We start from the raw sequence: 23736 nt of genomic DNA, 5'->3' as shown, positions 1-23736 counted from the left end.
GGCCTCAGACGTTGCTGGTCAGCAGCTTGATGCCGGCAAAGCAATAGAAGCCGGCCATGGCGCCTTCGATCCATCGGCGCGCGTTCCTGTAAATCTTCAGAGCATGCGGCGTCGAGAACAGCGTCGCATAGCCCATGAAAGCAACAAAACCGGTCGCTCCGCACACGGTTATAATGAGTACCGCAACGGAAGCCGGCGCACCCGGCGGCATACCGAGCGCGATGATGGCGAGCCAAGCGAAGATCGCTTTCGGATTGGTGACGTGGATGCCGTAGCCGCGCAGGATCAGCGACTTGAAGCTTGGCGTCTTCTGCTCCGCCGTGGCGGCCGGCAGGTCGCCACTGGCGCGCACAGCGCGAAATGCCTTGTAGGCGAGATAGAGCAGATAGAACCCGCCAAAAATCTTCAGGATCTCCAGCGCCATCGCGTAGGTTTGCAACAGGGTGGCAAGCCCGGCGGCGGCAGCGATCGCCCAGGTCAGCGAGCCGCCGAAGATGCCGAGCGAAATCGTCATGCCCGCCTTGCGGCCGTGGGTCATTGATGTTCCGATGATGGCCATGATCGCCGGTCCAGGACTGACGACGGCGATGATATAGGCAATATAGGCCGGCAGGATCTGCGGCAGATAGGCAAGCGCCTCATGCATGGGATAGCTCCGCAGGATGTCAGACAGCGCGGCCAATTCCGCGTGCTTGACACTGCAGGCGCCAGAATTGCCACGGAATCGCCAGGACGTCACTCTTGTCCCGGAGATTTTTTGTCACGGTGACATTTTGCGCCGAGAGCTTCTCAGCTCCGGCGGCTTGCCACGAAGCGCGCCGTCTCGATCAGCAAAGCCGCCTTCTCTCCATAGGGAGAGAGCAACTCCGCGGCTTCCGCCACCAGGCGCGCAAGCGTGGTTTCGGCCCAGGCCTGGCCATGCAGCGCGACCAGCGTGCCTTTGCCGCGGGCGGCATCCTTGCCGGTGGCCTTGCCCATGGTTGCAGCATCGGCGGTCAAATCGAGGAGATCGTCGGCGAGTTGGAAGGCGAGACCGATCTTTTCGCCGAAGATACGCAGCCGCTGACGGTCCTCAGCCGGGGCACCGGCGATGATGGCGCCGGCTTCGCAGGCAAAGCGGATCAGCGCACCGGTCTTCATGGCCTGCAGCGTGGTGATGCCGCGTTCGTCCGGCGTCTCTTTTTCGGCAGCAAGATCAAGGGCCTGACCGCCGGCCATCCCGCCGATCCCCGCCGCGCGCGATAGCGCCAGCACGAGCTCGATCTTCCGGTCGGCCGGCAGGCTGGTTTCCGGCGCGGCGATGATATCGAAGGCATAGGTCAGCAGGCTATCGCCGGCGAGGATCGCCGTTGCATAGTCGAAGGCGACATGCACGGTCGGCTGCCCGCGGCGCAGATCGTCGTCGTCCATCGCCGGCAGGTCGTCGTGGACCAGCGAATAACAGTGCACGCATTCGAGCGCCGCTCCGATGCGGAGCGCTGCGTCGCCGTTGCCGCCGAGAAGTGCGGCCGTCTCCATCACGAGAAAGGGTCGCAGTCGCTTGCCGCCGTTCAGCACGCCATGACGCATCGCTTCGAGCAGGCGGGTGGGACGGATGATCTCACCGTTCAGGCAGGCGTCCGCGAGAAGCTCGTTCAGGACAGCCTCGACCTTGCCGGCATTGTCCCTGAGGCGATGTTCGAAGGAGGAATTGGTGCTGTCCATGGCCGCTGTTTGGCATGAGTGCGTGTTGCTGGCAACGAGAATTGTCAACAGCCAGGGTGGGAATCTCGTCGCACTCTGGTCATCGCTCTGTGTAGACGGTATGACAATTGCAGCATTCCTGCGCGTTCCTCGGACGCAGGAGTGCTCCGGGGTGGAGCAACGGGTGGACCTTCAGCAATTGGACATACCGACGGACAGCGATGAGGAAGCCGAGATGCCGCAACGCTCGGGCCGGCTTGCACGGTTCAAGGCCCGTCCGCTCTGGCAGCGTATCGTTCTCCTCCTCGTCGGTTTGATGCTGCTGCCCTATCTGTTCATCCTGCTTTACGTTCTGCCATTCACCCACCCGATTTCGACTTTGATGCTGCGCGATGCCCTCACGTTTCAGGGATATGATCGTCGGTGGGTTTCCTTCGATGAGATAGCGCCGGTGCTGGTGCAGTCGGTCATGGCTTCTGAGGACGGACAATTCTGCTTTCATGGTGGGGTCGACTGGGGCGAGATGCGCATGCTGGTACAGGATACGCTGCGGGGCCAGTCCACGCGGGGCGGCAGCACCATCCCCATGCAGACCTCAAAGAATCTTTTCCTCTGGAACAGCCGCTCCTTCGTGCGCAAGGCGCTGGAGCTGCCGCTGGCCGTCTCCTCCTCGTTCGTCTGGTCGAAGCGGCGGATGATGGAAATCTATCTGAATATCGCCGAATGGGGGCCGGGCATCTACGGCATAGAGGCGGCGGCACGCTATCATTTCAAGGTGCCCGCCTCGAAGCTGAACGCCCGTCAGGCCGCTCTTCTCGCCGTCTCTCTGCCCAATCCGATCGACCGGGTGGCAAGCAAGCCGGGGCGCGGACTGCGCCAACTCGCCTCGCTGATCCAGCGCCGCGCGAGGAGTTCCGGCGAGTACATCAAATGCCTTTATAACTGATATCAGAACTTGTCGTTCGATTGGCTGACCGTCATCTGACATTCTTGCTTGTGACGTAAGGGCGGGTATCTGCCAACCAAACCGGACATTTGCCCAATGAACATTGATGCCTTCTCGCCCGAACTGCTGAACTATTCCAAGAGCCGCCATCCCGAACCGTCCATTCATCTCGGCACGCGCTTTGATCTCTCGGGCAATTTCCAATACGAGCCTGGCAATACGATCGTCTGCCATGTGGTGGAAGGCTCCGAAACGCAGCAGGCCCTCGTTGCGGCGCGCGAGAAATTTCTGGCGATGCCGGAAGCCGCGCAATTCACCTTTACGCCGATTTCCAGCCTGCATATGACGCTGTTTCAGGGTATTATCGAATATCGCCGCAAGCAGCTCTATTGGCCGGCGGATATCGCGCTCGATACGCCGATCGATGAGATGACCGAGATCATGGGCGAGCGCCTGAAGGCTTTTTCCATGCGCGATCCCTTCAACGTGGCGGTGACGCGTGCGCGGCCGAGCGGCCTCTTGATGGATGGCGCGACCGAGAGGGATCAGCAGGTGATGCGGGAGTGGCGCAACGCTTTTGCGGATCTACTCGGCTATCGCCATCCCGATCATGACGTCTATCCGTTCCACATCACCTTCTCCTATGTCATCGAGCGGCTGGATGACGAGGCGCTGCCACGCTGGCAGGCGATGCTGGACAAGGTTGCCGCCGATGTTCGCGCCGAGGTGCCGGTTCTCGAGCTGCGACCACCGGCTTTCTGCGCATTCGACGACATGAAGCATTTCGAGGAACTTCTGGTATTCGAGTTCCAAAAATAAGAAGGACAAATCATGGACAAGCTGACCCTCTATATCGGAAACAAGAACTATTCCTCCTGGTCGTTTCGGCCGTGGATCGCCTTGGAGGGTTGCGGCATCGCATTCGAAGAGGTGCTGATCCCCTTCGACTTTCCGGCCGGCAACCCGCGCATCCGCGAGGTTTCGCCGACCGGCAGGGTGCCGATGCTCGTTCATGATGGCTTCAAGGTCTGGGAATCGCTCGCCATCATCGAATATGTGGCCGAGCTTTTCCCGGATGCAGGCCTCTGGCCTAGTGATCGCCAGGCACGGGCCACGGCGCGCTCGATTTCCATGGAAATGCTGGCGGGCTTCCGGGCGTTGCGCAACGCCTGCCCGATGAACATCCGTCGCCCCGTCAGCCGGCTCGACCTGCCGGAGGGTGTCATGGAGGACGTGGCGCGGATCGAGACGATCTGGCGCGACATGCGCGCCCTATCCGGCGGCCCGTTCCTGTTCGGCGCTTTCTCCGGCGCCGATGCCATGTTCGCGCCGATCGTCAACCGCTTTGAAGTTTATGATCTCGTCAGTGCCGCCGACACGCTGGACTATATGGCCGCGATGAAAGCCCTGCCCGCCTGGCAGAAATGGGAAAAAGCGGCGCGTGAGGAGCCGTGGATCGTGCCGGAAGACGAAGCCTGATCGCTGATTCGGCTTCCATCCCGCCGAATCAGATGGTGCGGGCAAAAAATGCGGGAAGGGACTGGTCAAAGTCCCTTTAGCCATGTATAAGCCCGCCCAATTTCCGAAATTGATCCATGTCTGTTTCGGCCGCCTGGCTGGCCGCTGATATGTTTCGTCCGCAAAGTGGAGTAACGAGAATGGCTGTACCGAAGAGAAAAACGAGCCCGTCCAAGCGCGGTATGCGCCGCTCGGCCGATGCGCTGAAGGCTCCGACCTATGTCGAAGACAAGAACTCCGGCGAACTGCGTCGCCCGCATCATATCGACCTGAAGACCGGCATGTATCGCGGTCGTCAGGTTCTGACGCCGAAGGAAAGCGCATAATTCAAGCGCTGCCTTAAAGGCTGAGATTAAAAGGCTGGCGTCTCGCCGGCCTTTTTCTGTTTGTGCATTCGGTTCAGCAGGATCACGCCGGAAAACGCTTCGCACTTTTCCTGGATTTGCTTTAAGACTCGCGGCGACTTCAATTCCGAAGGGATTTTCCTGGCTATGATTGTTGCCTTCCCGCTGATGATCGTTCCGCTCGTGCTCTACAATCTGGCGATGCTGGGTCTGATGGGCGCCGGCGGCATCGCTTCGCTCAACAATGTCATCCTTGCTCTTCCCATGCTCTCGGGCGCGACATGGACGCTGCAGCTCGGCGATCTCTTCATCGTCATCGCGCTGATCACGCTGTTCTTCGAAATCTTGAAGGCGACGCGCAACGGTTCCGGCTCGCTGCTCAATCACATACTGTCGATGCTGGTGTTCATCGCCTATCTCGTCGAATTCCTGCTGGTCAAGGATGCGGCGACACAGACCTTCTTCATCCTGATGGTCATCACTTCATCGATGTCATCGGCGGATTCACGATCTCGATCCGCTCGGCGGGACGGGATGTTTCGATCGGATTGTGAGGGTTTTTGACTTCTCCCCCGACGGGGAGAAGCTCGTACAGAGCACGGATTAAAGCGGCGCTGCACTGTGGGCGGGCATCGGCAAGATGCTCACAAACTATCCAGCTTGTTCTGCATCGCGCGGAGCTGCTCTTTCAACTCGTCGATGTCCTTTGCCTCCGCCTTGCGACTTTCCTTTGCCGGCGGCTTCATGAAGGGGGAGAACATCTGCATGGCCTGCTGGAACATTTCGGTATTGCGGCGGACCTGTTCTTCGACCATCTGGATCGGCAATTGCAGGTTCTTGCCGAGCGGCGTTTCGCCGAAGGCGCGGTTGATCTGATCGCGCATCTGTGTCTGCTGTTCGGTGAAGGCGCGCATGGAATGTTCGAGAAAGCTCGGGACGACCATCTGCATCTGATCGCCGTAATAGGTGATCAACTGCCGGAGGAATGAAATCGGCAACAGCGTATTTCCGGTCTTCGATTCCTGTTCGAAAATAATCTGCGTCAGCACCGAATGCGTGATTTCTTCGCCGCTTTTTGCATCTTGGACGATAAATTCCTCTCCCTTCTTCACCATCTCCGCCAGGTCATCCAGCGTCACGTACGTGCTGGTGCCGGTATTGTATAGGCGGCGATTGGCGTATTTCTTGATTACGATCTGGCCCTCATTCTTTGCCATTATCAGTCTCCTGGACCCGTCTGATTGTATGGAAACTCCTCCACCCCCAAGTGTAGACGCAAAAGAAGCTTGGTGACAATCGGTTTGTGCGATGCGGCAAGCCCTTTCCATTAATCAGATTTTTGCCGGCGATGACGGCTTCATGAAATCTGGAAGATCAAAATTCTTGGCGTTTGACTCCGGCGCAAAGCTTTGACAGTTTCGCCTTATATATGTTCAACCTGTGAGGAGGCTTCCATGAGCAATCCATCCATCGTCGTCGCCAGTGCAGCTCGCACTGCTGTCGGTTCCTTCAACGGCGCCTTTGCGACCATTCCGGCTCATGAGCTCGGCGCTGCTGCCATCAAGGGCGCATTGGAACGCGCCGGTGTCGAGGGCAGGGAAGTCGATGAGGTGATTCTCGGCCAGGTGCTGCAGGCCGGCGAAGGGCAGAACCCTGCCCGTCAGGCCGCCATGAAGGCCGGCATCCCGCAGGAGGCAACCGCATGGGGCGTCAACCAGCTCTGCGGTTCCGGTTTGCGCGCCGTTGCGCTCGGCATGCAGCAGATCGCTTCGGGCGACGCCAAGATCATCGTTGCCGGCGGCCAGGAATCCATGTCGATGGCCCCCCATGCCGCCCATCTTCGCGGCGGCACCAAGATGGGCGACATGAAGATGATCGACACGATGATCAAGGACGGCCTGACGGACGCCTTCTACGGCTATCACATGGGCATCACGGCGGAAAACATCGCCCGCCAGTGGCAGCTCTCGCGCGATGACCAGGATCAGTTCGCCGTTTCCTCGCAGAACAAGGCCGAGGCTGCCCAGCTCGCAGGCCGTTTCAAGGATGAGATCGTGCCCTTCATCGTCAAGGGCCGCAAGGGCGACGTCAGCGTCGACGCCGACGAATTTATCCGTCACGGTGCGACGCTGGACGGCATGACCAAGCTGCGCCCGGCCTTCGACAAGGAAGGCACGGTGACGGCCGGCAATGCTTCGGGCCTGAATGACGGCGCGGCTGCTGCCGTGCTGATGACCGAGTCGGAAGCCTCGCGCCGCGGCATCCAGCCGCTTGCACGTATCGTCTCCTGGGCAACTGCCGGCGTCGATCCGCAGATCATGGGCAGCGGCCCGATCCCTGCCTCGCGCAAGGCCTTGGAAAAGGCGGGCTGGTCGGTCGGCGATCTCGACCTCGTCGAGGCAAACGAGGCCTTCGCTGCACAGGCCTGCGCCGTCAACAAGGATCTCGGCTGGGATACGTCGATCGTCAACGTCAATGGCGGTGCCATCGCCATCGGCCATCCGATCGGCGCCTCCGGCGCGCGCATCCTCAACACGCTGCTGTTCGAAATGAAGCGCCGCGGCGCCAAGAAGGGTCTCGCAACGCTCTGCATCGGCGGCGGCATGGGTGTCGCCATGTGCTTCGAGGCGCTTTGAGCCGCGTCGCGCCAAACGATGCGGGAATGGTTGTAAACAAGGTCATGCTAAAATAAATAGCGAGAGACGGATGAGCGATTCGGGTTCGCTCATCCTGCTCTAGCGGTAACAGAGGGGAGTGGACATGAGCAGAGTGGCGTTGGTGACAGGCGGGACACGCGGCATCGGGGCGGCCATTTCGATAGCGCTGCGCAATGCAGGCTACCGGGTTGCGGCAACCTATGCCGGCAACGACGAGAAGGCACAGGCTTTCCGCGAGGAGACGGGCATTTCCGTCCATAAATGGGATGTGTCCGACTATGAAGCTTGCGGCGTCGGCATTGCCAAGGTGCAGGAGGAGCTTGGCCCCATCGAGATCCTCGTCAACAATGCCGGGATCACCCGTGACGCCATGTTCCACAAGATGACGCCGCAGCAGTGGCACGAGGTCGTCAATACCAACCTTACCGGCCTGTTCAACATGACGCATCATGTCTGGCAGGGCATGCGTGACCGCAGCTTCGGCCGCGTCATCAACATCTCTTCGATCAATGGTCAGAAGGGCCAGATGGGCCAGGCGAACTATTCCGCCGCCAAGGCCGGCGATCTCGGCTTCACCAAGGCGCTGGCCCAGGAGGGTGCTGCCAAGAACATCACCGTCAATGCCATCTGCCCCGGTTATATCGGCACCGAGATGGTGCTGGCGGTGCCGGAAAAGGTGCTGAACGAGCGCATCATTCCGCAGATCCCTGTGGGACGCCTCGGCGAGCCCGAGGAAGTCGCCCGCGTCGCGGTCTTCCTTGCTAGCGACGATTCCGGCTTCATCACGGGATCGACGATCAGCGCCAATGGCGGCCAGTTCTTCGTTTGAGCTGATGGGCTGAAGTGGCGGATGATTGCCGGGAAATTGCCCGGCAGTCATCGCTGGCGTGAATTCACGGACGGCCGTGGCCGGGGTTTGAATTCCAAAACGACAGGCTTAAGGACCACACGGCGCATTTCCTTGTCCCGCATCCGTACGGCATGGCCGAGTACATAAAATGTGGTGCCGACAAGAGCGAATGCTGCGATACTTGCAATGAATTCGGCCATGGTGCCGTTCCTTTCCAAAAACGTTGACGCGATCCCCCCGAAACCTGCGTGGGTGTGAGTGTTCGTCTCAAGAAATGTCGGCCCAAATTTTCGGCGCGAAAGATTTGGCTTTCATGACCGATCGTCAACGAAGCGCTGACGATCGGCCGGAAGAAATCGATCTTTGTCTATACCGGCTTACCGGCAGCGAGCCTCATAGCGGCGGCCATAGCGGTCGCGGTAGATGCAATAGCCCTGGTGCTCGTGGGACCGGCCGATGAGGTAGCCAACGGCGCCACCGGCGACGGCACCGATTGCGGCGCCACCCCAGCTATTGCTGGCGACACCGCCTATGATCGCGCCGGTGCCGGCGCCTATGGCTGTGCCCTTCTCGGTTGCTGTGCATGAGGCGAGTGCGCCGACAAGAGCGATCGCGACAATGATTTTCTTCATGGTATTGCTCCCTAGTGTGAGATTTTCAACAAACTCAGCCGGATCAGATCCGGCCCATCAATAGCAGAATAAGAACGATGACGAGAACTAGTCCGAGACCACCTGATGGACCATATCCCCAACCTCGGCTGTAACCCCAGTTCGGGAGCGCTCCGATCAGCAGCAGAATCAAAATCACGAGCAATATTGTACCAAGCATAGCGTATTCCTCCGCGTCCAGCGCCTAGAGCATCCCGCCAGAGCGACCTCACGCAAGCGGATAAGATGCGCCTAGATACAAGTGCCGATGCGTCCTTATCCACTCCTCGAGAATGAGGGCGCACCAATGCCGCTGTCGATAGAAACTTATTTCACGAGAAATTGTTCCGGCTCAGAAATAACAAGACATGAAGATGAGCCGGCATGCCCCGGGCAAAGGTTAATGCCCGGCTGCGAGCTGCGCAAGAAAATACCCGCCGACGACCGCGGGATATGGTTAAAAACAATTTAAAATACAATATGTTGCGGTGAACGAAACGGGAAAGCGAGCTTGTCCGTGATTCGTCAGCGATTCGTTCTGTATTTGGGCTTTGGTTAACGGCGGCAGGGATTGTGGCCTCGGAGAACCTACCCCTTTCGGCGAGGAAGGTTTAGGCCTTATCGCCGGAAAGTGGTAATTCCTCGGTCGAAATGGTTAATGCCGGCGAATTTTTTCGCTACCCATATCGTCACATCATCCTCCCTTTGGATGAGCTTCCCCTCCGAACGCTATATCTAGCCGTGAACAAATACAGTACACGACATAATCAGCGATTCGTCGCCGATTCGTTCCGGCTTTGGTCGGAAAGTTAACGATTGCAATCAATGCGAGAGATTATGGACTTTTCATATTACGTTTCGCTCAAAAGTTAATTGCAATCCACGATTCGACGTGATTTGGCGCTTCAACCCTGCAGAGTCCTGGGCATTTCGCCGGAGAAGGCACTAGATGTTGTGGAGAACAAATGCGGAATTGTGGAAAGTCAGCGATTCGTCGCCGATTCGTTCCGGCTTTGGCCCGAATCTTAACTCAGAGCCGTTCTCGATATTTATCTCGGAAAATTGCGGAATTTACAGATGGTTAACCATGTTTCCAAACGGGAAGGCTGGTTCGCCGGATTCGCGTGATGGCTCCTGATTCACGTGAAAAAGGAGTCCCAATGCGATTCACTATCTGGTGGCGGTTTGTAAATCGAAATCCATATATAGTGGTGAACACAAAGGGAACAGGGCGGAGTCAGCGATTCGTCGCCGATTCGTTCTCAAGCTGTTCTCGACTCACCCGGACTCGTTTTGGATGCAGAGAGAATGTAGCTTTCGGTTGAGACGGCCAAAGATAAAATCGCATATTCTAGCCGTTGTTTTTTCATTCAGGTCTTGCCTTTGTCACATATGGTCGTCATCTCTTCTTCTCTTCCCTGGGGACCTTGCTGATCGGAAGACAGTGGTTTCTCGCCCATGCATGGACCTATGACTCAGACTTCGCAGCCAATGATCCTGAGCGGACGCGGCGTGACCGCGGTGCTCGGACCCACCAATACCGGCAAGACTCATTATGCCATCGAGCGCATGGTGGCGCACGGCAATGGCGTCATCGGCCTGCCGCTGCGGCTCTTGGCGCGCGAGGTCTATACGCGTGTCGTCGAGAAGGTCGGGGCTCAGTATGTCGCGCTGGTCACCGGCGAAGAAAAGATCTCGCCGCCCAATGCGCGCTATTCCGTCTGCACCGTCGAAGCGATGCCGCGTGAGACGCGGGCCTCTTTCGTCGCGATCGATGAAGTGCAGCTCGCCGGCGATCTGGAGCGCGGCCATATCTTCACCGACCGTATCCTGCATTTGCGCGGGCGGGACGAGACCCTGCTGCTCGGCGCCGGCACGATGCGGCCGATCCTTGAGCAGCTCCTGCCGGGGATCACCGTCGTTGAGCGGCCGCGGCTGTCGCATCTCTTCTATGCCGGACAGAAGAAGATCACCCGCCTGCCGCAGCGCACAGCGATCGTCGCCTTCTCCGCCGACGAAGTCTATGCCATCGCCGAACTCATCCGTCGCCAGCGCGGCGGTGCCGCCGTTGTCCTCGGCGCGCTCAGCCCGCGTACCCGCAACGCACAGGTCGCGCTCTATCAGGCCGGCGATGTCGAATATCTCGTGGCGACCGATGCGATCGGCATGGGGCTCAATCTGGATGTCGATCACGTCGCCTTTGCCCAGGATCGCAAGTTTGACGGCTATCAGTTCCGCAATCTCAATCCGGGCGAACTCGGCCAGGTCGCCGGCCGCGCCGGTCGTCATCTGAAGGACGGCACTTTTGGCGTAACGGGCCAGGTGGATCCCTTCGACGACGAATTGGTACGGCGCATTGAGGGTCACGAGTTCGATACGGTTAAAGTGCTACAATGGCGCACCAAGGAATTCGATTTCTCCTCGATCGCTTCGCTGCGCGCGAGCCTCGAGAGCGCACCGCGCGTACAGGGCTTGACGCGGGCACTGCCGGCGGTCGATCAGCAGGCGCTGGAATATCTGTCGCGCGATCTGGAGATTTCCGATCTCGCCAATAATCCGGCGCGGGTCGAAAAATTATGGGAAGCCTGCGCGCTTCCGGATTATCGGCGGATTACGCCCGCCCAGCATGCCGATCTTATCGCCACCCTCTTTTCCGACCTTGTGCGCTATGGCACGGTAAAAGAGGACTTCCTTGCCGAGCAGGTGCATCGCGCCGATCGGACGGACGGTGAGATCGACACGCTTTCGGCGCGAATCGCGCAGATAAGGACTTGGACCTATGTGTCGAACCGGCCCGGTTGGCTTGCCGATCCGACACACTGGCAAGAAAAGACGCGGGAAATCGAAGATCGATTGTCTGACGCGTTACATGAGAGGTTGACGAAACGCTTTGTTGATCGCAGGACATCTGTGCTCATGAAGCGCCTGAGAGAGAATGCGATGCTGGAAGCTGAAATCAGTGTGAATGGGGATGTCTTCGTTGAGGGGCATCATGTGGGACAGTTGACCGGATTCCGGTTCACGCCTATCGCGGGAACCGAGGGGCCGGACGCCAAGGCTGTCCAGACGGCCTCGCAGAAGGCGCTGGCGCTGGAATTCGAGGCGCGCGCCGCCCGTATCCATGCGGCAGGCAACAGCGATTTGGCGATCAGTGCGGATGGCCTCGTCCGTTGGCTCGGCGATCCCGTGGCGCGGCTGTCGGGCAGCGATCACGTCATGCGTCCGCGCGTCATCCTGCTCGCAGACGAGCAGTTGACGGGCAATGCGCGTGATCATGTCGCCGCGCGCATCGAGCGCTTCGTGAATCATCATATCAGCACGGTGCTGAAGCCGCTCGACGATCTGTCGCGCGCCGAAGATTTGCAGGGTCTTGCCAAGGGGCTGGCGTTCCAGCTCGTCGAAAATCTCGGCGTGCTCTTCCGCCGCGACGTCACGGAAGAGGTGAAATCGCTGGACCAGGACGCGCGCGCCTCGATGCGCCGTTACGGTGTCCGCTTCGGCGCCTACCACATTTTCGTGCCCGCTCTGCTGAAGCCGGCTCCGGCCGAGCTCATCACCCTGCTTTGGGCATTGAAGAACGACGGCCTCGACAAGCCGGGCTATGGCGACCTGATCCCGGTTCTGGCGGCGGGCCGTACGTCCGTGGTCACCGATCCGACTTTCGAGCGCATGTTCTATAAGCTCGCCGGCTTCCGCTTCCTCGGCAAGCGGGCGGTGCGCATCGACATTCTCGAGCGGCTAGCGGATATTATTCGTCCGCTCTTGCAGTGGAAGCCTGGGCAGGCGTCGCGTCCGGAAGGCGCCTATGACGGCCGCCGCTTCACGACGACGACCGCGATGCTCTCCATTCTCGGCGCAACGCTGGAAGATATGGAAGAGATCCTGAAGGGTCTCGGCTATCGGGCCGACGCGGTGAAGGCCGAAGATGCGGCAGCCTTCCTTTCGCAGCAGGATACCTCCTCGGCACCTGCTCCGGCGCAGGTTGCGGAAACCGTCGCAGAGAAGGCCGATCACGACGATGCCGATGGCGCAGGCGATGAGCCGGCTACCGAAGGCGAAACCGCCGCACAGGATGCGGTTCCCGCAGCGCAAGCTCCTGCTGAGCCTGCCGCCGCTGCCGAGCCAATGGAAGCCTCTGAGGCTACAGCCGAGCTGCCGGGTCCGGGTGCGGATGTCGCCGCCACCGAGCCGGTCGAACCGAAGCCGGTTCTGCTTTGGCGTCTTGGCGGACGCAGCGATAACCAGCAGCGCCAGGGTGGACGCGGCCATGGCGATCGTCGCGGCCATCAGGGCGAGGGGCGCGGTCACCAGGGTAATCGCCGCAACGGCGGTGGCGAGCAGCAGGCGAACGGCGAAGGCAACCGCGAGGGCCGGGATAATCGCGAAGGGCGCGAGGCCCGTGGCGACAACCGAGGACCGCGCGGCAATCGCGACGGCGGCCGTCCGCAGCATCAGGGCAATCGTTCCGAACGCAACGACCGCCAGGATCGCGGCGACCGGGGTGACCGGAAAGAGCGTAACGATCGCAATGATCGGAACGACCGCAACAATCGCGGCGCATCGCAGCCGCTGCGCTTCGAGGCCAAGCCGCCGCGCAAGGAAAAGCCGATCGATCCGGATTCTCCTTTCGCCAAGCTCGCTGCCCTCAAGGAGCAGATGAAGAAATAGGCCATGACGGACGAAAAGCAGCCATCTTCCGGTTCGCGCCAGCGCATCGACAAGTGGCTGTTCTTTGCCCGCATGGTAAAATCCCGCTCGCTGGCGCAGGTCTATGTCCAGAACGGCAGCGTGCGGGTGAATGGCGAGCGGGTCGTTCAGCCGAGCTACGGCGTCAAGGCAGGCGACCGGATCGAGCTCTCGCTCGAGCGGCGCGACGTCGTCCTGATCGTGCGTCAGCCGGGCGAGCGCAGAGGTCCCTTTGAAGAAGCGAAGCTGCTTTATGAGGATCTGACGCCGCCGCCAGATGAGACAAAACGTCTCACTCCCTTCGAGCAGGCGCTCCGCGCGCCGGGCAGCGGACGGCCGACGAAACGCGACCGGCGAGCTATAGACCGGCTGACCTCCGAGGATGATTAGAAAACTCTGCTCGAACTCCATGATTTTGGGACTGTTTATCCCTTGAAATTGGCCGGCAAAGTCGATACCTCACGGTCAACCCGCTGGTAACCAGCCGGTCGGCATGCCTGCGCATAGCGCATACGCCTGTCCGCCGGCTTCCGAGGGAAAAGCGTGACGTTCCAGGTTGCGCATCCGCGGAAAACGAGAGACATCCCTGGAGTGCTTCATGACATACGTCGTGACCGACAATTGCGTTCGCTGCAAATACACCGATTGCGTGGAAGTCTGCCCCGTCGACTGCTTCTACGAGGGTGAGAATTTTCTCGTCATTCATCCCGACGAATGCATCGATTGCGGCGTTTGCGAGCCGGAATGTCCCGCCGAGGCGATCAAGCCCGATACCGAGCCGGGCCTCGACAAGTGGCTGAAAATCAACGCGGATTATGCCTCGATCTGGCCGAATATTACGGTCAAGCGCGATCCTCTCCCGGAAGCCAAGGAAATGGACGGCGAACAGGGCAAGTTCGAGAAATATTTCTCGACCAACCCTGGTTCGGGTGACTGATTGAGGGCCGTGACAGGCCGTCGATAAAGGTGTAGTCGATAACGCTTAAAGACGAATCATTGCCGTTGGCCGCCGGAGCGGTCGACGTGGCCGTTTTGGTGTGCGTAAAGCAAATTATTGATTTAGTCAGATTTTTGTGATAGCTTCCTCACACTGATCCACTGCGGCATTTCGCGTGCCCCAAACCATCACGAAAGCAAGTAACAAATCCGTACGCGGTTTCCTTGACATATCAACGTTTTGAGTTGTCGGGTCTGGGATCGCGATGAACGGATTTCTTTTTGCACGCGTCTGGCTGGACCAGGATGAAGTCACCCCGACGGTGCTTCCGTCTCAACCGGGCCTGACTGACCCGGCCCCGGCTCATGCTGGGTGCGTAACAGGGAGTTTTTGAAAAGAATGACGATCCAGCAGAAAAAACCTTCAGCAGCACGCCATGGCTTCAAGACCGGCGAATCGATCGTATACCCCGCTCACGGTGTTGGTACGATTACCGCGATTGAAGAGCAAGAAGTCGCAGGCATGAAGCTTGAGCTTTTTGTAATCGACTTCGAAAAAGACAAGATGCGTCTGAAGGTGCCCGTGGCCAAGGCCATGAGCATCGGAATGCGTAAGCTTTCCGAGACTGATTTCGTCGATCGGGCGCTTAAGGTTGTTCAGGGCAAGGCTCGCGTCAAGCGTACCATGTGGTCGCGCCGCGCCCAGGAATATGATGCCAAGATCAATTCCGGCGATCTGATCTCGATTGCCGAAGTGGTTCGCGATCTCTATCGCGCCGAGAACCAGCCGGAGCAGTCCTATTCCGAACGTCAGCTCTATGAAGCTGCGCTCGATCGCATGGCGCGCGAAATCGCCGCCGTCAACAAGATGTCCGAGACCGAGGCCGTTCGCCTCGTCGAAGTCAATCTGAACAAGGGCCCGAAGCGCGGCAAGGTCGTCGAAGAAGACGATTCCCAGGACGAAGCCGCATAAGGCCGGAAGCTCACATACCACGTCAAAAAACCCGGCCTTCGAGCCGGGTTTTTTCTTTGGAACCTTTTTTGGTCTGATGCGTTTAGGTTTCGTATTTGCGGCTGGTGCGCGCTTTCTCGTTATCAGAGTTTCTCGCCCAGCCGTTTCCCTTAACGTTCACGAGGACCGGACCCCATGCGTTTTGATTGGAAATTTCCCGGCGATCGGAAGTCATTTCCTTCGCCAGGTCATTTCGGAGAAGCCGAATTAGACCCGTAACACCGATCGTCGGATATCCGGAGATCGGCCTCCAATTGCATTCCATTCATAGATTTTCACCCGCGCAGCGATGTCGGGAAACGATGTTTGTTGTCTTTTCCGTTGACCGTAGCACAGAGACGATTTTGGGGCAGGATTAGGGGATATGCATATGAAGAATATGTCTGCAGATCGGCGTATGATTAAGATCGCGATGGCCGCTCCCTATCTCGGCCGCGATGAAGAGCACGACCTCGCCATCCGCTGGAAGGATCACGACGACCGCGGCGCTCGCAACAAGATCGCCACAGCCCACATGCGCCTCGTTATTTCGATGGCGGGCAAATTCCGCAATTTCGGCTTGCCGATGAGCGATCTGGTACAGGAAGGCTATGTAGGTCTCCTAGAGGCGGCGGCAAGGTTCGAACCGGAACGGGAGGTACGATTCTCGACCTATGCAAGCTGGTGGATCCGCGCTTCGATCCAGGATTATATCCTGCGCAACTGGTCGATCGTGCGCGGGGGCACGAGTTCGGCGCAGAAGGCGCTGTTCTTCAATCTCCGCCGCCTGCGTGCAAAGCTCGCCCGGGGCAATACCGGCGTTACGGTGCAGTCGATCCACGAAGAAATCGCCGTCGCCCTCGGCGTCAGCCTTGCCGATGTGCAGACCATGGATGCGCGCCTCTCCAGCAATGATGCATCCCTGCAGGCGCCGTCGATTTCCGGTGACGCCGAAAGCGCCGAGCGCATGGATTTCCTGATCAGCGACGAGCCTCTGCCCGACGAACAGGTCTCCAATATGATCGATGGCGAGCGCCGCCGCGTCTGGCTGGCTTCCGCCTTGAAGCACCTCAATGAGCGTGAAATGAAGATCATCCGGGCCCGCCGGCTGGTGGAGGATGGCGCGACGCTGGAGGAGCTGGGCGCCGATCTCGGCATTTCCAAGGAACGCGTGCGTCAGATCGAAAGCCGCGCCATGGAAAAACTCCGCAGCGCTCTGGTCGACGCCGATCCGCGTATGGCGAGTTACGCTTGATAAAAACCTTCTCCCCATGGGGGAAGGATCAGGTACCAGCAAAAAGGCAGCTTTTCTCGATAACGCCCTCAAGCCGCGCTGTGCGCGGCATTTTCGTGCTGGGGCGAAGATACGCGATCAATTATTCGGAAATAATCTTGACCCTGTCGCCGGGCGCGACGTTTGCGCCCGTTGGCAGGGCGTTGATCAGCTTGAAGAGATCGAGTTTGCGGTCGGTGCCCATCATGCGGGCGGCGAGCGTTGTGATATTATCGCCTGTCTTGACCGTCACGACGCGCACGCGCAGCGGCTTCAGTGATGAGGCTTCTTCCGGCGTCATGTGCCGGAAGCTTGAGCGAAGCACGTCGGCCGTCTGCTGCAAGGCGGTCGTGTTGCCTTTCGGCACGGCCGTCAGGAAGCGAAAGATCTGCGAGCGGTCGCGGATGACGGTTACGTCGAAATCCCAGCGATCGGCCGAGGCACGCGCAGTGGCCGCCTCCATGCCGTTGACGGTGATGGCCCTGATGGTCGAGGGATCGAGACCGGTGACCCAGCCGCTGGAAATATAATTCGTCAGGTTCTGATTCTGATTGTCCGCTACGCCGTCGAAGCGGACGGCGATATCGCCCGGGCCGGTCGCCATGACCGCCTCGACCTTGTTGTCGATGTGGAAATCGGGCGGGACATCGAAGCGAATGCCGAGACCGCCGTGCAGGAAGGTCTGGCCACGCACATAGCCTTCTTCCGGGCTGTCGCCATAAAGCAGGCCGTCGATGCCGTTGAGGTAATAATCACGGCCGGCATCGCCGACCTTACCTTCCTCGCCGAATTCACGGGCATGCATCTTGGCAAGATCGATGCGCTGCGGCGTGCTCGGATGGCTCGATAAGAAGTCGAGGCTCTGGTCTGCGTCGGAATTAGCCGTCATGAAATGGCTGTAGTCTTCCATCGCATTGAGGAAGCGGGCTGCCGCATAAGGATCGTAGCCGGCCTGGCCAAGCGTGCGGATGCCGATCTCGTCGGCCTGAAGCTCCTGCTGGCGAGAGAAGGCGGCAAGGCGCAGCTTGCCGCGGGCGAGGGCTTGCTTGCCGGCAAGATCGCTCGACAGAACTTCGGAGACAACGCGGCTGGCGATGACTTCAGCCTCTTCTCGCTTCTGGCGCTCGATACCGTGATTGGCGGTGACGTGCGCCATTTCATGCGACAGCACGGCGGCGACTTCCGAGGCATCGTTGGCAAGCGCCAACAGGCCGCGCGTGACGTAGAGATAGCCGCCGGGCAGCGCGAAGGCATTGATCGACGGCGAATTCAGAATGGTGATGCGATAGGATTGCTGCGGATTTTCCGACACGCTCGTTAGTGCGCCGGCGATGCGGGCGACCAGGCGCTCGGTCCTGGCATCCTTATACTCGCCGCCATAGCTCGCCAGAATGCGCGGATGCTCGCGGGCGCCCATCTGCGCGCGCGGATCGTTCTTCTGTACTTCGGAAACGATCTGCGGGCTGGACGATGGCGAAATATTCGGCTGGTAGGATTGATCCAGCACCGACTGACAGCCGTTGAGCACCGCCGCGGCAATGAGGATGGGGGCCAAGCGGCGCGCATGGGCCGCGACAGTCGTGCTGATCCTTCGTCCTGCGTAGTCGCTCTGCTTCAGTGCCTGTGTCCCACTCATCTTACTGCCATGCCGGCCGGACGCCGAACCCGGTTGATCATGACTAGGCAGATCATCGCCGCGTTTCGTCAAAGGTTGCATCCACCCCGATCGGACCTGAGTTCGTCCGGGTGGTCTCTGCCCTTTGCTGTAGCCGATTTCGGCAGCAGTTGCATAGCGAGACTCCGTTTAAATGTGGCAGCGTTGTATTTTGGCAAGCATATGCCAGGACTTTCAGCCGTCCGCCGCGACGAAATTAAGGCAAAACCGGCAGCAAAATGCTGCATCGCATTCAATGTTGCAAAAATGTGGTCAGTGCTGGAATGCCGTCCTGCATCAAAAAACGCTCGATGGGAGCTGAAAGCGGAACGGTTCCGCCATCGATGAAGACGGCATGATCGGCAAGACGGCGAACTTCAGCCGGGTCGTGCGAGACGATCAGCACCGTATTGCCGGTTTCGCGGTGAAGCTCGGACAAAAGCTCCGCCATGCCGGAGCGCAGGCCGGGATCGAGCGCGGCGAAGGGCTCGTCGAGCAGTAGGATCGGCTTGTCGCGCACCAGCGCCCGGGCGAAGGCCGCACGTTGGCGCTCGCCGCCGGAAAGGGTGCCGGGCTTGCGTCTGTCGAAGCCGGCAAGCCCTACGCGTGCCAGGGCTCCCGAAATCCTTTGCCGGTCGTCCACCGAGAGTTTCAGCGACGGGCTGATGCTAAGCCCGACATTGGTGAAGAGATCGAGATGGGCAAAGAGGTTGTTATCTTGGAAAACCAGCGATACCGGCCGCTCGGAGGGATGCAGCCTAGTCGCATCCTGCCCGGCAAGCATGATACGGCCACGGTCGGGCGTCTCGAAGCCGGCGAGCAGATTGAGGAAGGTGGATTTGCCCGATCCGGACGGGCCGGTAATAGCGATGATCCGGCCTTGCGGCAGTTCGCAATCGAAGCGGAAATCATGGGTGCCGAGCCGCAATTCGACCCCGGTCATTGTGATGCCCCGTTGTCCCGTGCGCTGATTATCGATCATTCCGCCTGCCTTCGTCCTCATGCCTGCCTTGACCGGCCGTGCCGGCGACAGTCAGGAGTAGACATATCAGCCCCAGAATGAAAGCAAGTCCGTCCGCATCGTTGGTGCGATAGCTGCCGAGCTTGCTGTAGACCAGCCAAGGCAGTGTCACCAGGCTATCGGAGCCGAAGAGAGCGACGGCGCCGAGATCGCCGAGCGACAGCGCCATGGCGAAGGAGAGCGCCGTAAAAAGCGGCTTGCGCAGGCCGGGCCAGTCGACCAACCGCAACCGCGCGAGGCCCTGAAGACCGAGGCTTGCGGCCAAACGTTCCGTGCGGCGACGATGGACAGCATGGGCCGGTTCGATGACGCGGATGACAAAGGGAAGCGCCATCAGGGCGTTGATGGCGACGATCAGAAGCGCTGCAAATCGGGCGGGATCGCCAAACAGCCTCAGCGCCAGGAACCATCCGGTCGCCAGCACGATCGGCGGCACCAGCAAGACGAGGGAGGACGTGCCGCTCAAGGCGAAGGCGAGGGCGCGCAGGCCCGGCGCTTTCCGGCGTTCGGCCGCTATCGCCGCGCGGGCGCGGATGATGGCGAAGGAGATGAGAACCGCCAGAATGCCGGCGGCAAGCGCGATTGCGAGGCTGGTCGAGGCTGCCTGCAGGAAGATCGTCTGGCTGACAAGCCTCAGAAGGTCTGCCTTGAGGCCGGTGACGACCACCGAGGCGAGCGGCAGGCCGATGAATAGGGTGGCGAGCAGGAGCAGCGTGCTGTCGGCGAGTTTGGCGGCGGGCACTGTTCCATCGATGCGCCGCACGGCGCGGCCTGCCGTCAGCCCGTGATCGTCCGGCGCCGGAAGCAAGGCCATGGCGCCGAGAATGGCGGCGGTCACCACGATTTGCAGGAGGGACAGGGCTACGGCGCGGCCAGGGTCGAAATCGAAGCGCAGCGCCTGGTAGATTGCCACTTCGAGCGTGGTCGCGGCCGGGCCGCCACCGAGGATCAGCACCAGCGTGAAGCTGGTGGCACAGAGCATGAAGATCAGGCCCGCGATGCCGGGAATGAGGCCGCGCAGCACCGGCCATTCGACGAAACGAAAGACGGAGGCGGGGCGCATGCCGAGGCCACCGGCCATCAGCCAATATTCCGCCGGCACGCGTTCCAGCCCGGCAAGCATCAGGCGGGCGGCGAGCGGCAGGTTGAAGAAGACGTGCGCCAGCAGGATGCCCGTCAGCCCGTAGATGCTGACCGGCTGCGCTAGGCCGAGCCCCGTCAATACTTGGTTGAGAATGCCCTGACGCCCCCATATGCCGAGCAAGCCCAGCGCGCCGATCAGCACCGGCAGGCCCATCGGGACGGCCATCAGGCGGATCAGCCAGAGCCGGCCGAGAAATCGCGGTTGCCGCGCCAGCGCGCGGGCGACCGGAATTGCGAGGGCGACAGAAAGCAGGGTCGACAGCGTTGCCTGCAGCAGGGTGAAACGCAGCACGCGCAGAAGATAGGGATCGGCAAGCGGATTGCCGCCGGCGGATTCGATGCCAGCGGCAAGCAGGGTGACGATGGCAAGGCCGATGAAAAACGCGATACCGGCGAGGCTGAAGGCCCCGCCGGCAATAGCATGTCTTTTCTCAGGCGCCGTCAGCAGCATCTCGACATCAATTGGTGCTGGTGGCGGCCAGCCATTCGTCGATCCAGGCCTTGCGGTTCTTTTCGACCACATCGGGGCTCATCAGGAAGGTCTTCGAAGGGACGACCAGCTTGCTGAAGGCATCCGGCAGCGGTTCGGAGGTGGCCGAGACCGGCATCATCCAGTTGTTGGTCGGGATTGTGTCCTGGAAGCCGGGCGAAACCATGAACTTCAGGAAGTCGCGGGCAAGGTCCTTGTTCGCAGACGACTTGATCAGGCCGCCGACTTCGATCTGGATATAGTGACCTTCGGAGAAGGCGGCCGCCTGATAGCGGTCGGTCTTGTCCACGACCATATGATAGGCCGGCGACGTCGTATAGGAGAGCACCATCGACGCTTCGCCCTTGGTGAAGAGGTCATAGGCTTCCGACCAGCCGGGCGTCACGGTCAGGATGCGGCCCTTGAGCTTCGTCCAGGCATCGGCCGCCTTGTCGCCATAGACCGACTTGACCCAGAGCAGCAGGCCGAGGCCCGGCGTCGAGGTGCGGGGGTCCTCGATGACGATCTTCTGCGACGGATCGCCCTCGACCAGATCCTTCAGGCTCTTTGGCGGATTCTTGACTGTCTGCGTATCGTAGACGACGGCGAAATGGCCGTAGTCATAGGGGGCGAAGACGTCGTCTTTGAAATCGCCCGGAACCTTCAGGCCTGATGTGTCGATGCCACTGGCGTCGAACAGGCCAGTGTCCTTGGCCTCATCGACGAGGTTGGTGTCGAGGCCGAGAACGACGTCCGCTTTCGTGCCCGTGCCTTCCAGCTTCAGCCTAGAAAGCAGCGCCACGCCGTCGGTGACGCTGACGTAATTGACCGTGCAGCCGCAGGTCTTCTCGAAGGCGGCCTTGACCTTGGCGCCCGGACCCCAGTCGGCGGTGAAGCTTTCATAGGTGTAGATGGTGAGCGTCTTGTCGGCGGCTTCGGCGCCCGGGGCGGCGAAAAGCGTTGCGCCGGCGGCGAGAGCCAAGCCGGTAAACAGTGACAATAGCGATCGGTTGGGCATGACAGCGCCTCCTCGTTGGTTTCGTTTTGAACGGGAAAAGGGCGCCATGATTTTGTCACGCGTCTAATCCCTCCGCCGGTGTTAGCCGGATCAGGTTCCGCGGGTTGGCCGGTGAAAGCCTCTCAGCCAGATGTCTTCGAAAGACATAAGGCACCCCGTTAGAGCGTTGGCAGGTTTATTCCTGTGACGAAGGGATGACAAGGGGAATGATTCCCCTGTCGATTGCAGTACGTTCGTTTTACTCGGCTGCGTGCGCAGCCGCCTGGCTGTCGAGCTTCTTGGCGGAGCCGGGCAATTGCACGTTCTTCAATGAGATCGCCGTCAGCAGGCCGAGGAAACAGATGGCGGCGGCCGTCATGAACAGTGGGCTGAAGGCGCTCGCATAGGCATTGGCAACGCTTTCGCGCGTGGCGTCCGGCAGGGCCGCCATCATCTTCGGCGTCAGTTCCTCGATATTGGCGACACCGGGAATGGAAACGCCGATATTGCCGAGCTTGGCGGCGATGATGGCGCCGTAGATGGAAATGGCGATCGAGGCGCCGCCCATGCGCGAGAGCGTCACGGCGCCGGTGGCGGCACCGACGTCGCGGCTGGCTGCGGCATTCTGCACGCCAATGACCGGGACTTGTTGTGCCAGGCCGATGCCGATGCCATGCAGCAGCATCAGGGCGCCGATGAAGACGATCGGCGTGCCGGCGTGAACATGCGCCAGCGTGGCGAAGGCGATGGTGCTGCAGGCGGCGCTGGCGATGGCGAAGGGCTTGTAGCGACCCCTCATCGAGATCAGCCGGCCGGCAGAAAGCGAACCGCAGACGATGCCGCCGGTCAACAGAATGAACAGCAGACCCGCCATGGATGGCGACAGGCCGGTCGTCGTCTGCAGGAAGAGCGCGAAATAATTGACCATGCCGATTGCCACCGCGCCGCTGGTGACCGAGATGATCAGCAGCAGGCCGAAGGTCGGGTTGCGGAACAGCGTCATCGGCACGATCGGCTCCGGCGCGCGGCGTTCGACGAAAACCCAGGCCAGCGCGCAGAGCGCACCGAAGACGATGATCCCGAGGCATTGCGGCGAAAGCAATGAGCCGAAGAGTTCGGTGCCGTCAGCGGCAAGTACGATGCTGGTGGTCGTCAGCGCAAGGAGAAGCGCGCCGGCATAGTCGATCTTCGGCTTGCGGGCCGGTTTGCGGTACGGCAGCATGAAGGCGAGGCCGGCCAGAACGATAAAGCCGATCGGCACGTTGACGAGGAAGATCGAGCGCCAGCCGAAAAGGTCGCTCATCGTGCCGCCAAGAACGGGGCCAATGGCGCCGGAGGCCATCAGCACTAGGCTGGAATAGCTCTGATAACGGGCGCGTTCGCGCGGTTCGAAGAGATCGGCGTTGACGGAGAAGATTGATACCAGAATGCCGCCGCCGCCAAGGCCCTGCAGCACGCGGGCGGCGATCAGCGTGTTCATCGATATTGCAAGGCCGCAGACGGCCGAACCGACGGTGAAGATGGCGATGGCGGTCATCATCACATATTTGCGGCCGAAGAGGTCACCGAGCTTGCCGTAAACGGGCATCGAGGCGGATAGGGCCAGCAGATAGGCCGAGCCGATCCAGCCGAAGCGTTCCAAGTGCCCGAATTCTCCGACGATGGTCGGCAACGCCGTCGATACGATCTGGTTGTCGAGGGTTGCCATGAACATGGCGGTCATCAGGAAAAAGAAGAGAATCAGCCGGCGGCGATGATCCGCCACGAGTGGCGCGGGCGTGGTCTGCATATCCATGGAACGAGAAATCCGAGCTTGCCCGAAACGCTATGCGCTCGACCGAACGCATGGGAACGCCCCGGTTCCTGAATGCGGAACATGGCGTTTTCGGACAGGTCTTCGAAAGCGAATGTTCCGAAA

21 protein-coding genes, 1 pseudogene and 1 riboswitch are annotated in these 23736 nt (G+C 60.2%); of the genes and pseudogenes, 12 read left to right on the top strand and 10 right to left on the bottom strand.

The window, feature by feature from the left end:
- Window positions 1–4 precede the first annotated feature (4 nt).
- Window positions 5–646, bottom strand: a complete 642-nt coding sequence (locus N2601_RS16640) for a LysE family translocator (RefSeq protein WP_260303205.1) — start codon at window positions 644–646, stop codon at window positions 5–7.
- Between the two features lie 143 nt (window positions 647–789).
- Window positions 790–1704: a polyprenyl synthetase family protein gene (locus N2601_RS16635; protein WP_104824830.1), complete on the bottom strand. Its 915-nt coding sequence runs from the start codon at window positions 1702–1704 to the stop codon at window positions 790–792.
- 214 nt (window positions 1705–1918) lie between these two features.
- Here N2601_RS16635 and mtgA point away from each other — a divergent pair, with 214 nt between their 5' ends.
- The 5 genes and pseudogenes from mtgA (at window position 1919) to N2601_RS16610 (ending at window position 5045) form a co-directional block, all read left to right on the top strand.
- On the top strand, window positions 1919–2629 hold the full coding sequence (gene mtgA, locus N2601_RS16630; RefSeq protein WP_104825270.1) for a monofunctional biosynthetic peptidoglycan transglycosylase: 711 nt from the start codon (window positions 1919–1921) through the stop codon (window positions 2627–2629).
- Between the two features lie 96 nt (window positions 2630–2725).
- Entirely contained in the window at window positions 2726–3448 is a 723-nt protein-coding gene (locus tag N2601_RS16625) for a DUF1868 domain-containing protein (RefSeq protein WP_104824829.1), read from the top strand.
- A 12-nt stretch (window positions 3449–3460) separates the two neighbouring features.
- Window positions 3461–4108 carry a glutathione S-transferase family protein gene (locus N2601_RS16620; protein ID WP_104824828.1) on the top strand — a complete coding sequence of 216 codons (648 nt, stop codon included), beginning with the start codon at window positions 3461–3463 and terminating at the stop codon, window positions 4106–4108.
- Window positions 4109–4287: 179 nt separating this feature from the next.
- A complete protein-coding gene (gene rpmF / locus N2601_RS16615; protein ID WP_003543812.1) occupies window positions 4288–4473 on the top strand; it encodes a 50S ribosomal protein L32 in 186 nt (61 codons plus the stop codon).
- A 165-nt stretch (window positions 4474–4638) separates the two neighbouring features.
- Window positions 4639–5045 (top strand): annotated as a pseudogene (locus tag N2601_RS16610) (hypothetical protein).
- 90 nt (window positions 5046–5135) lie between these two features.
- On the opposite strand, the gene phaR reads toward N2601_RS16610, so the two are convergent.
- Window positions 5136–5708 carry a polyhydroxyalkanoate synthesis repressor PhaR gene (phaR, locus tag N2601_RS16605; RefSeq protein WP_104824826.1) on the bottom strand — a complete coding sequence of 191 codons (573 nt, stop codon included), beginning with the start codon at window positions 5706–5708 and terminating at the stop codon, window positions 5136–5138.
- A 237-nt stretch (window positions 5709–5945) separates the two neighbouring features.
- On the opposite strand from phaR, the gene N2601_RS16600 reads away from it, so the two are divergent.
- Together N2601_RS16600 and N2601_RS16595 are read left to right on the top strand one after the other, a co-directional pair.
- Complete coding sequence (locus N2601_RS16600; RefSeq protein ID WP_104824825.1) at window positions 5946–7127, top strand: acetyl-CoA C-acetyltransferase; 1182 nt, start codon at window positions 5946–5948, stop codon at window positions 7125–7127.
- 124 nt (window positions 7128–7251) lie between these two features.
- Window positions 7252–7977, top strand: coding sequence for a beta-ketoacyl-ACP reductase (locus tag N2601_RS16595; RefSeq protein WP_104824824.1), 726 nt, complete (start codon window positions 7252–7254; stop codon window positions 7975–7977).
- A 398-nt stretch (window positions 7978–8375) separates the two neighbouring features.
- On the opposite strand, the gene N2601_RS16590 is transcribed toward N2601_RS16595, so the two are convergent.
- Together N2601_RS16590 and N2601_RS16585 are read right to left on the bottom strand one after the other, a co-directional pair.
- Window positions 8376–8630, bottom strand: coding sequence for a YMGG-like glycine zipper-containing protein (locus N2601_RS16590; RefSeq protein ID WP_104824823.1), 255 nt, complete (start codon window positions 8628–8630; stop codon window positions 8376–8378).
- Window positions 8631–8673: 43 nt separating this feature from the next.
- Entirely contained in the window at window positions 8674–8829 is a 156-nt protein-coding gene (locus tag N2601_RS16585; protein WP_104824822.1) for a DUF3309 family protein, read from the bottom strand.
- A 1289-nt stretch (window positions 8830–10118) separates the two neighbouring features.
- On the opposite strand from N2601_RS16585, the gene N2601_RS16580 reads away from it, so the two are divergent.
- The 5 genes from N2601_RS16580 to N2601_RS16560 all read left to right on the top strand — a co-directional run bounded on the left by N2601_RS16580 (window position 10119) and on the right by N2601_RS16560 (window position 16516).
- Window positions 10119–13316 carry a helicase-related protein gene (locus N2601_RS16580; protein ID WP_104824821.1) on the top strand — a complete coding sequence of 1066 codons (3198 nt, stop codon included), beginning with the start codon at window positions 10119–10121 and terminating at the stop codon, window positions 13314–13316.
- A 3-nt stretch (window positions 13317–13319) separates the two neighbouring features.
- Window positions 13320–13724 carry an RNA-binding S4 domain-containing protein gene (locus N2601_RS16575; RefSeq protein WP_104824820.1) on the top strand — a complete coding sequence of 135 codons (405 nt, stop codon included), beginning with the start codon at window positions 13320–13322 and terminating at the stop codon, window positions 13722–13724.
- A gap of 208 nt (window positions 13725–13932) precedes the next feature.
- Entirely contained in the window at window positions 13933–14271 is a 339-nt protein-coding gene (gene fdxA, locus N2601_RS16570) for a ferredoxin FdxA (RefSeq protein ID WP_028751539.1), read from the top strand.
- A gap of 399 nt (window positions 14272–14670) precedes the next feature.
- Window positions 14671–15243, top strand: a complete 573-nt coding sequence (locus tag N2601_RS16565) for a CarD family transcriptional regulator (RefSeq protein ID WP_028751538.1) — start codon at window positions 14671–14673, stop codon at window positions 15241–15243.
- Between the two features lie 409 nt (window positions 15244–15652).
- The gene (locus tag N2601_RS16560) at window positions 15653–16516 is read left to right on the top strand and encodes an RNA polymerase factor sigma-32 (RefSeq protein ID WP_028751537.1); all 864 of its coding nucleotides are present in this window, start codon (window positions 15653–15655) and stop codon (window positions 16514–16516) included.
- Window positions 16517–16637: 121 nt separating this feature from the next.
- On the opposite strand, the gene N2601_RS16555 is transcribed toward N2601_RS16560, so the two are convergent.
- From N2601_RS16555 to N2601_RS16535, 5 genes are all read right to left on the bottom strand, one after another.
- Window positions 16638–18170 (bottom strand): M48 family metalloprotease, encoded by a 1533-nt coding sequence (locus N2601_RS16555; RefSeq protein ID WP_104825269.1) that lies wholly within the window; start codon window positions 18168–18170, stop codon window positions 16638–16640.
- Between the two features lie 271 nt (window positions 18171–18441).
- Window positions 18442–19170: a thiamine ABC transporter ATP-binding protein gene (locus N2601_RS16550; RefSeq protein WP_104824817.1), complete on the bottom strand. Its 729-nt coding sequence runs from the start codon at window positions 19168–19170 to the stop codon at window positions 18442–18444.
- Window positions 19160–20803: a thiamine/thiamine pyrophosphate ABC transporter permease ThiP gene (thiP, locus tag N2601_RS16545; RefSeq protein WP_104824816.1), complete on the bottom strand. Its 1644-nt coding sequence runs from the start codon at window positions 20801–20803 to the stop codon at window positions 19160–19162. The genes N2601_RS16550 and thiP overlap by 11 nt, the downstream gene beginning before the upstream one ends.
- A gap of 7 nt (window positions 20804–20810) precedes the next feature.
- Entirely contained in the window at window positions 20811–21839 is a 1029-nt protein-coding gene (gene thiB, locus N2601_RS16540) for a thiamine ABC transporter substrate binding subunit (RefSeq protein ID WP_260303204.1), read from the bottom strand.
- Window positions 21840–21889: 50 nt separating this feature from the next.
- A riboswitch (TPP riboswitch) is annotated at window positions 21890–22007 on the bottom strand.
- A 70-nt stretch (window positions 22008–22077) separates the two neighbouring features.
- The gene (locus tag N2601_RS16535; protein ID WP_104824814.1) at window positions 22078–23613 is read right to left on the bottom strand and encodes an MDR family MFS transporter; all 1536 of its coding nucleotides are present in this window, start codon (window positions 23611–23613) and stop codon (window positions 22078–22080) included.
- Window positions 23614–23736 lie beyond the last annotated feature (123 nt).

It is taken from the genome of Rhizobium sp. CB3060, assembly GCF_025200735.1.
In the GTDB taxonomy this organism is placed as follows: domain Bacteria; phylum Pseudomonadota; class Alphaproteobacteria; order Rhizobiales; family Rhizobiaceae; genus Rhizobium.
Note: the sequence above shows the minus strand (reverse complement) of the source record. Positions and strands in the feature narration are given on the sequence as shown.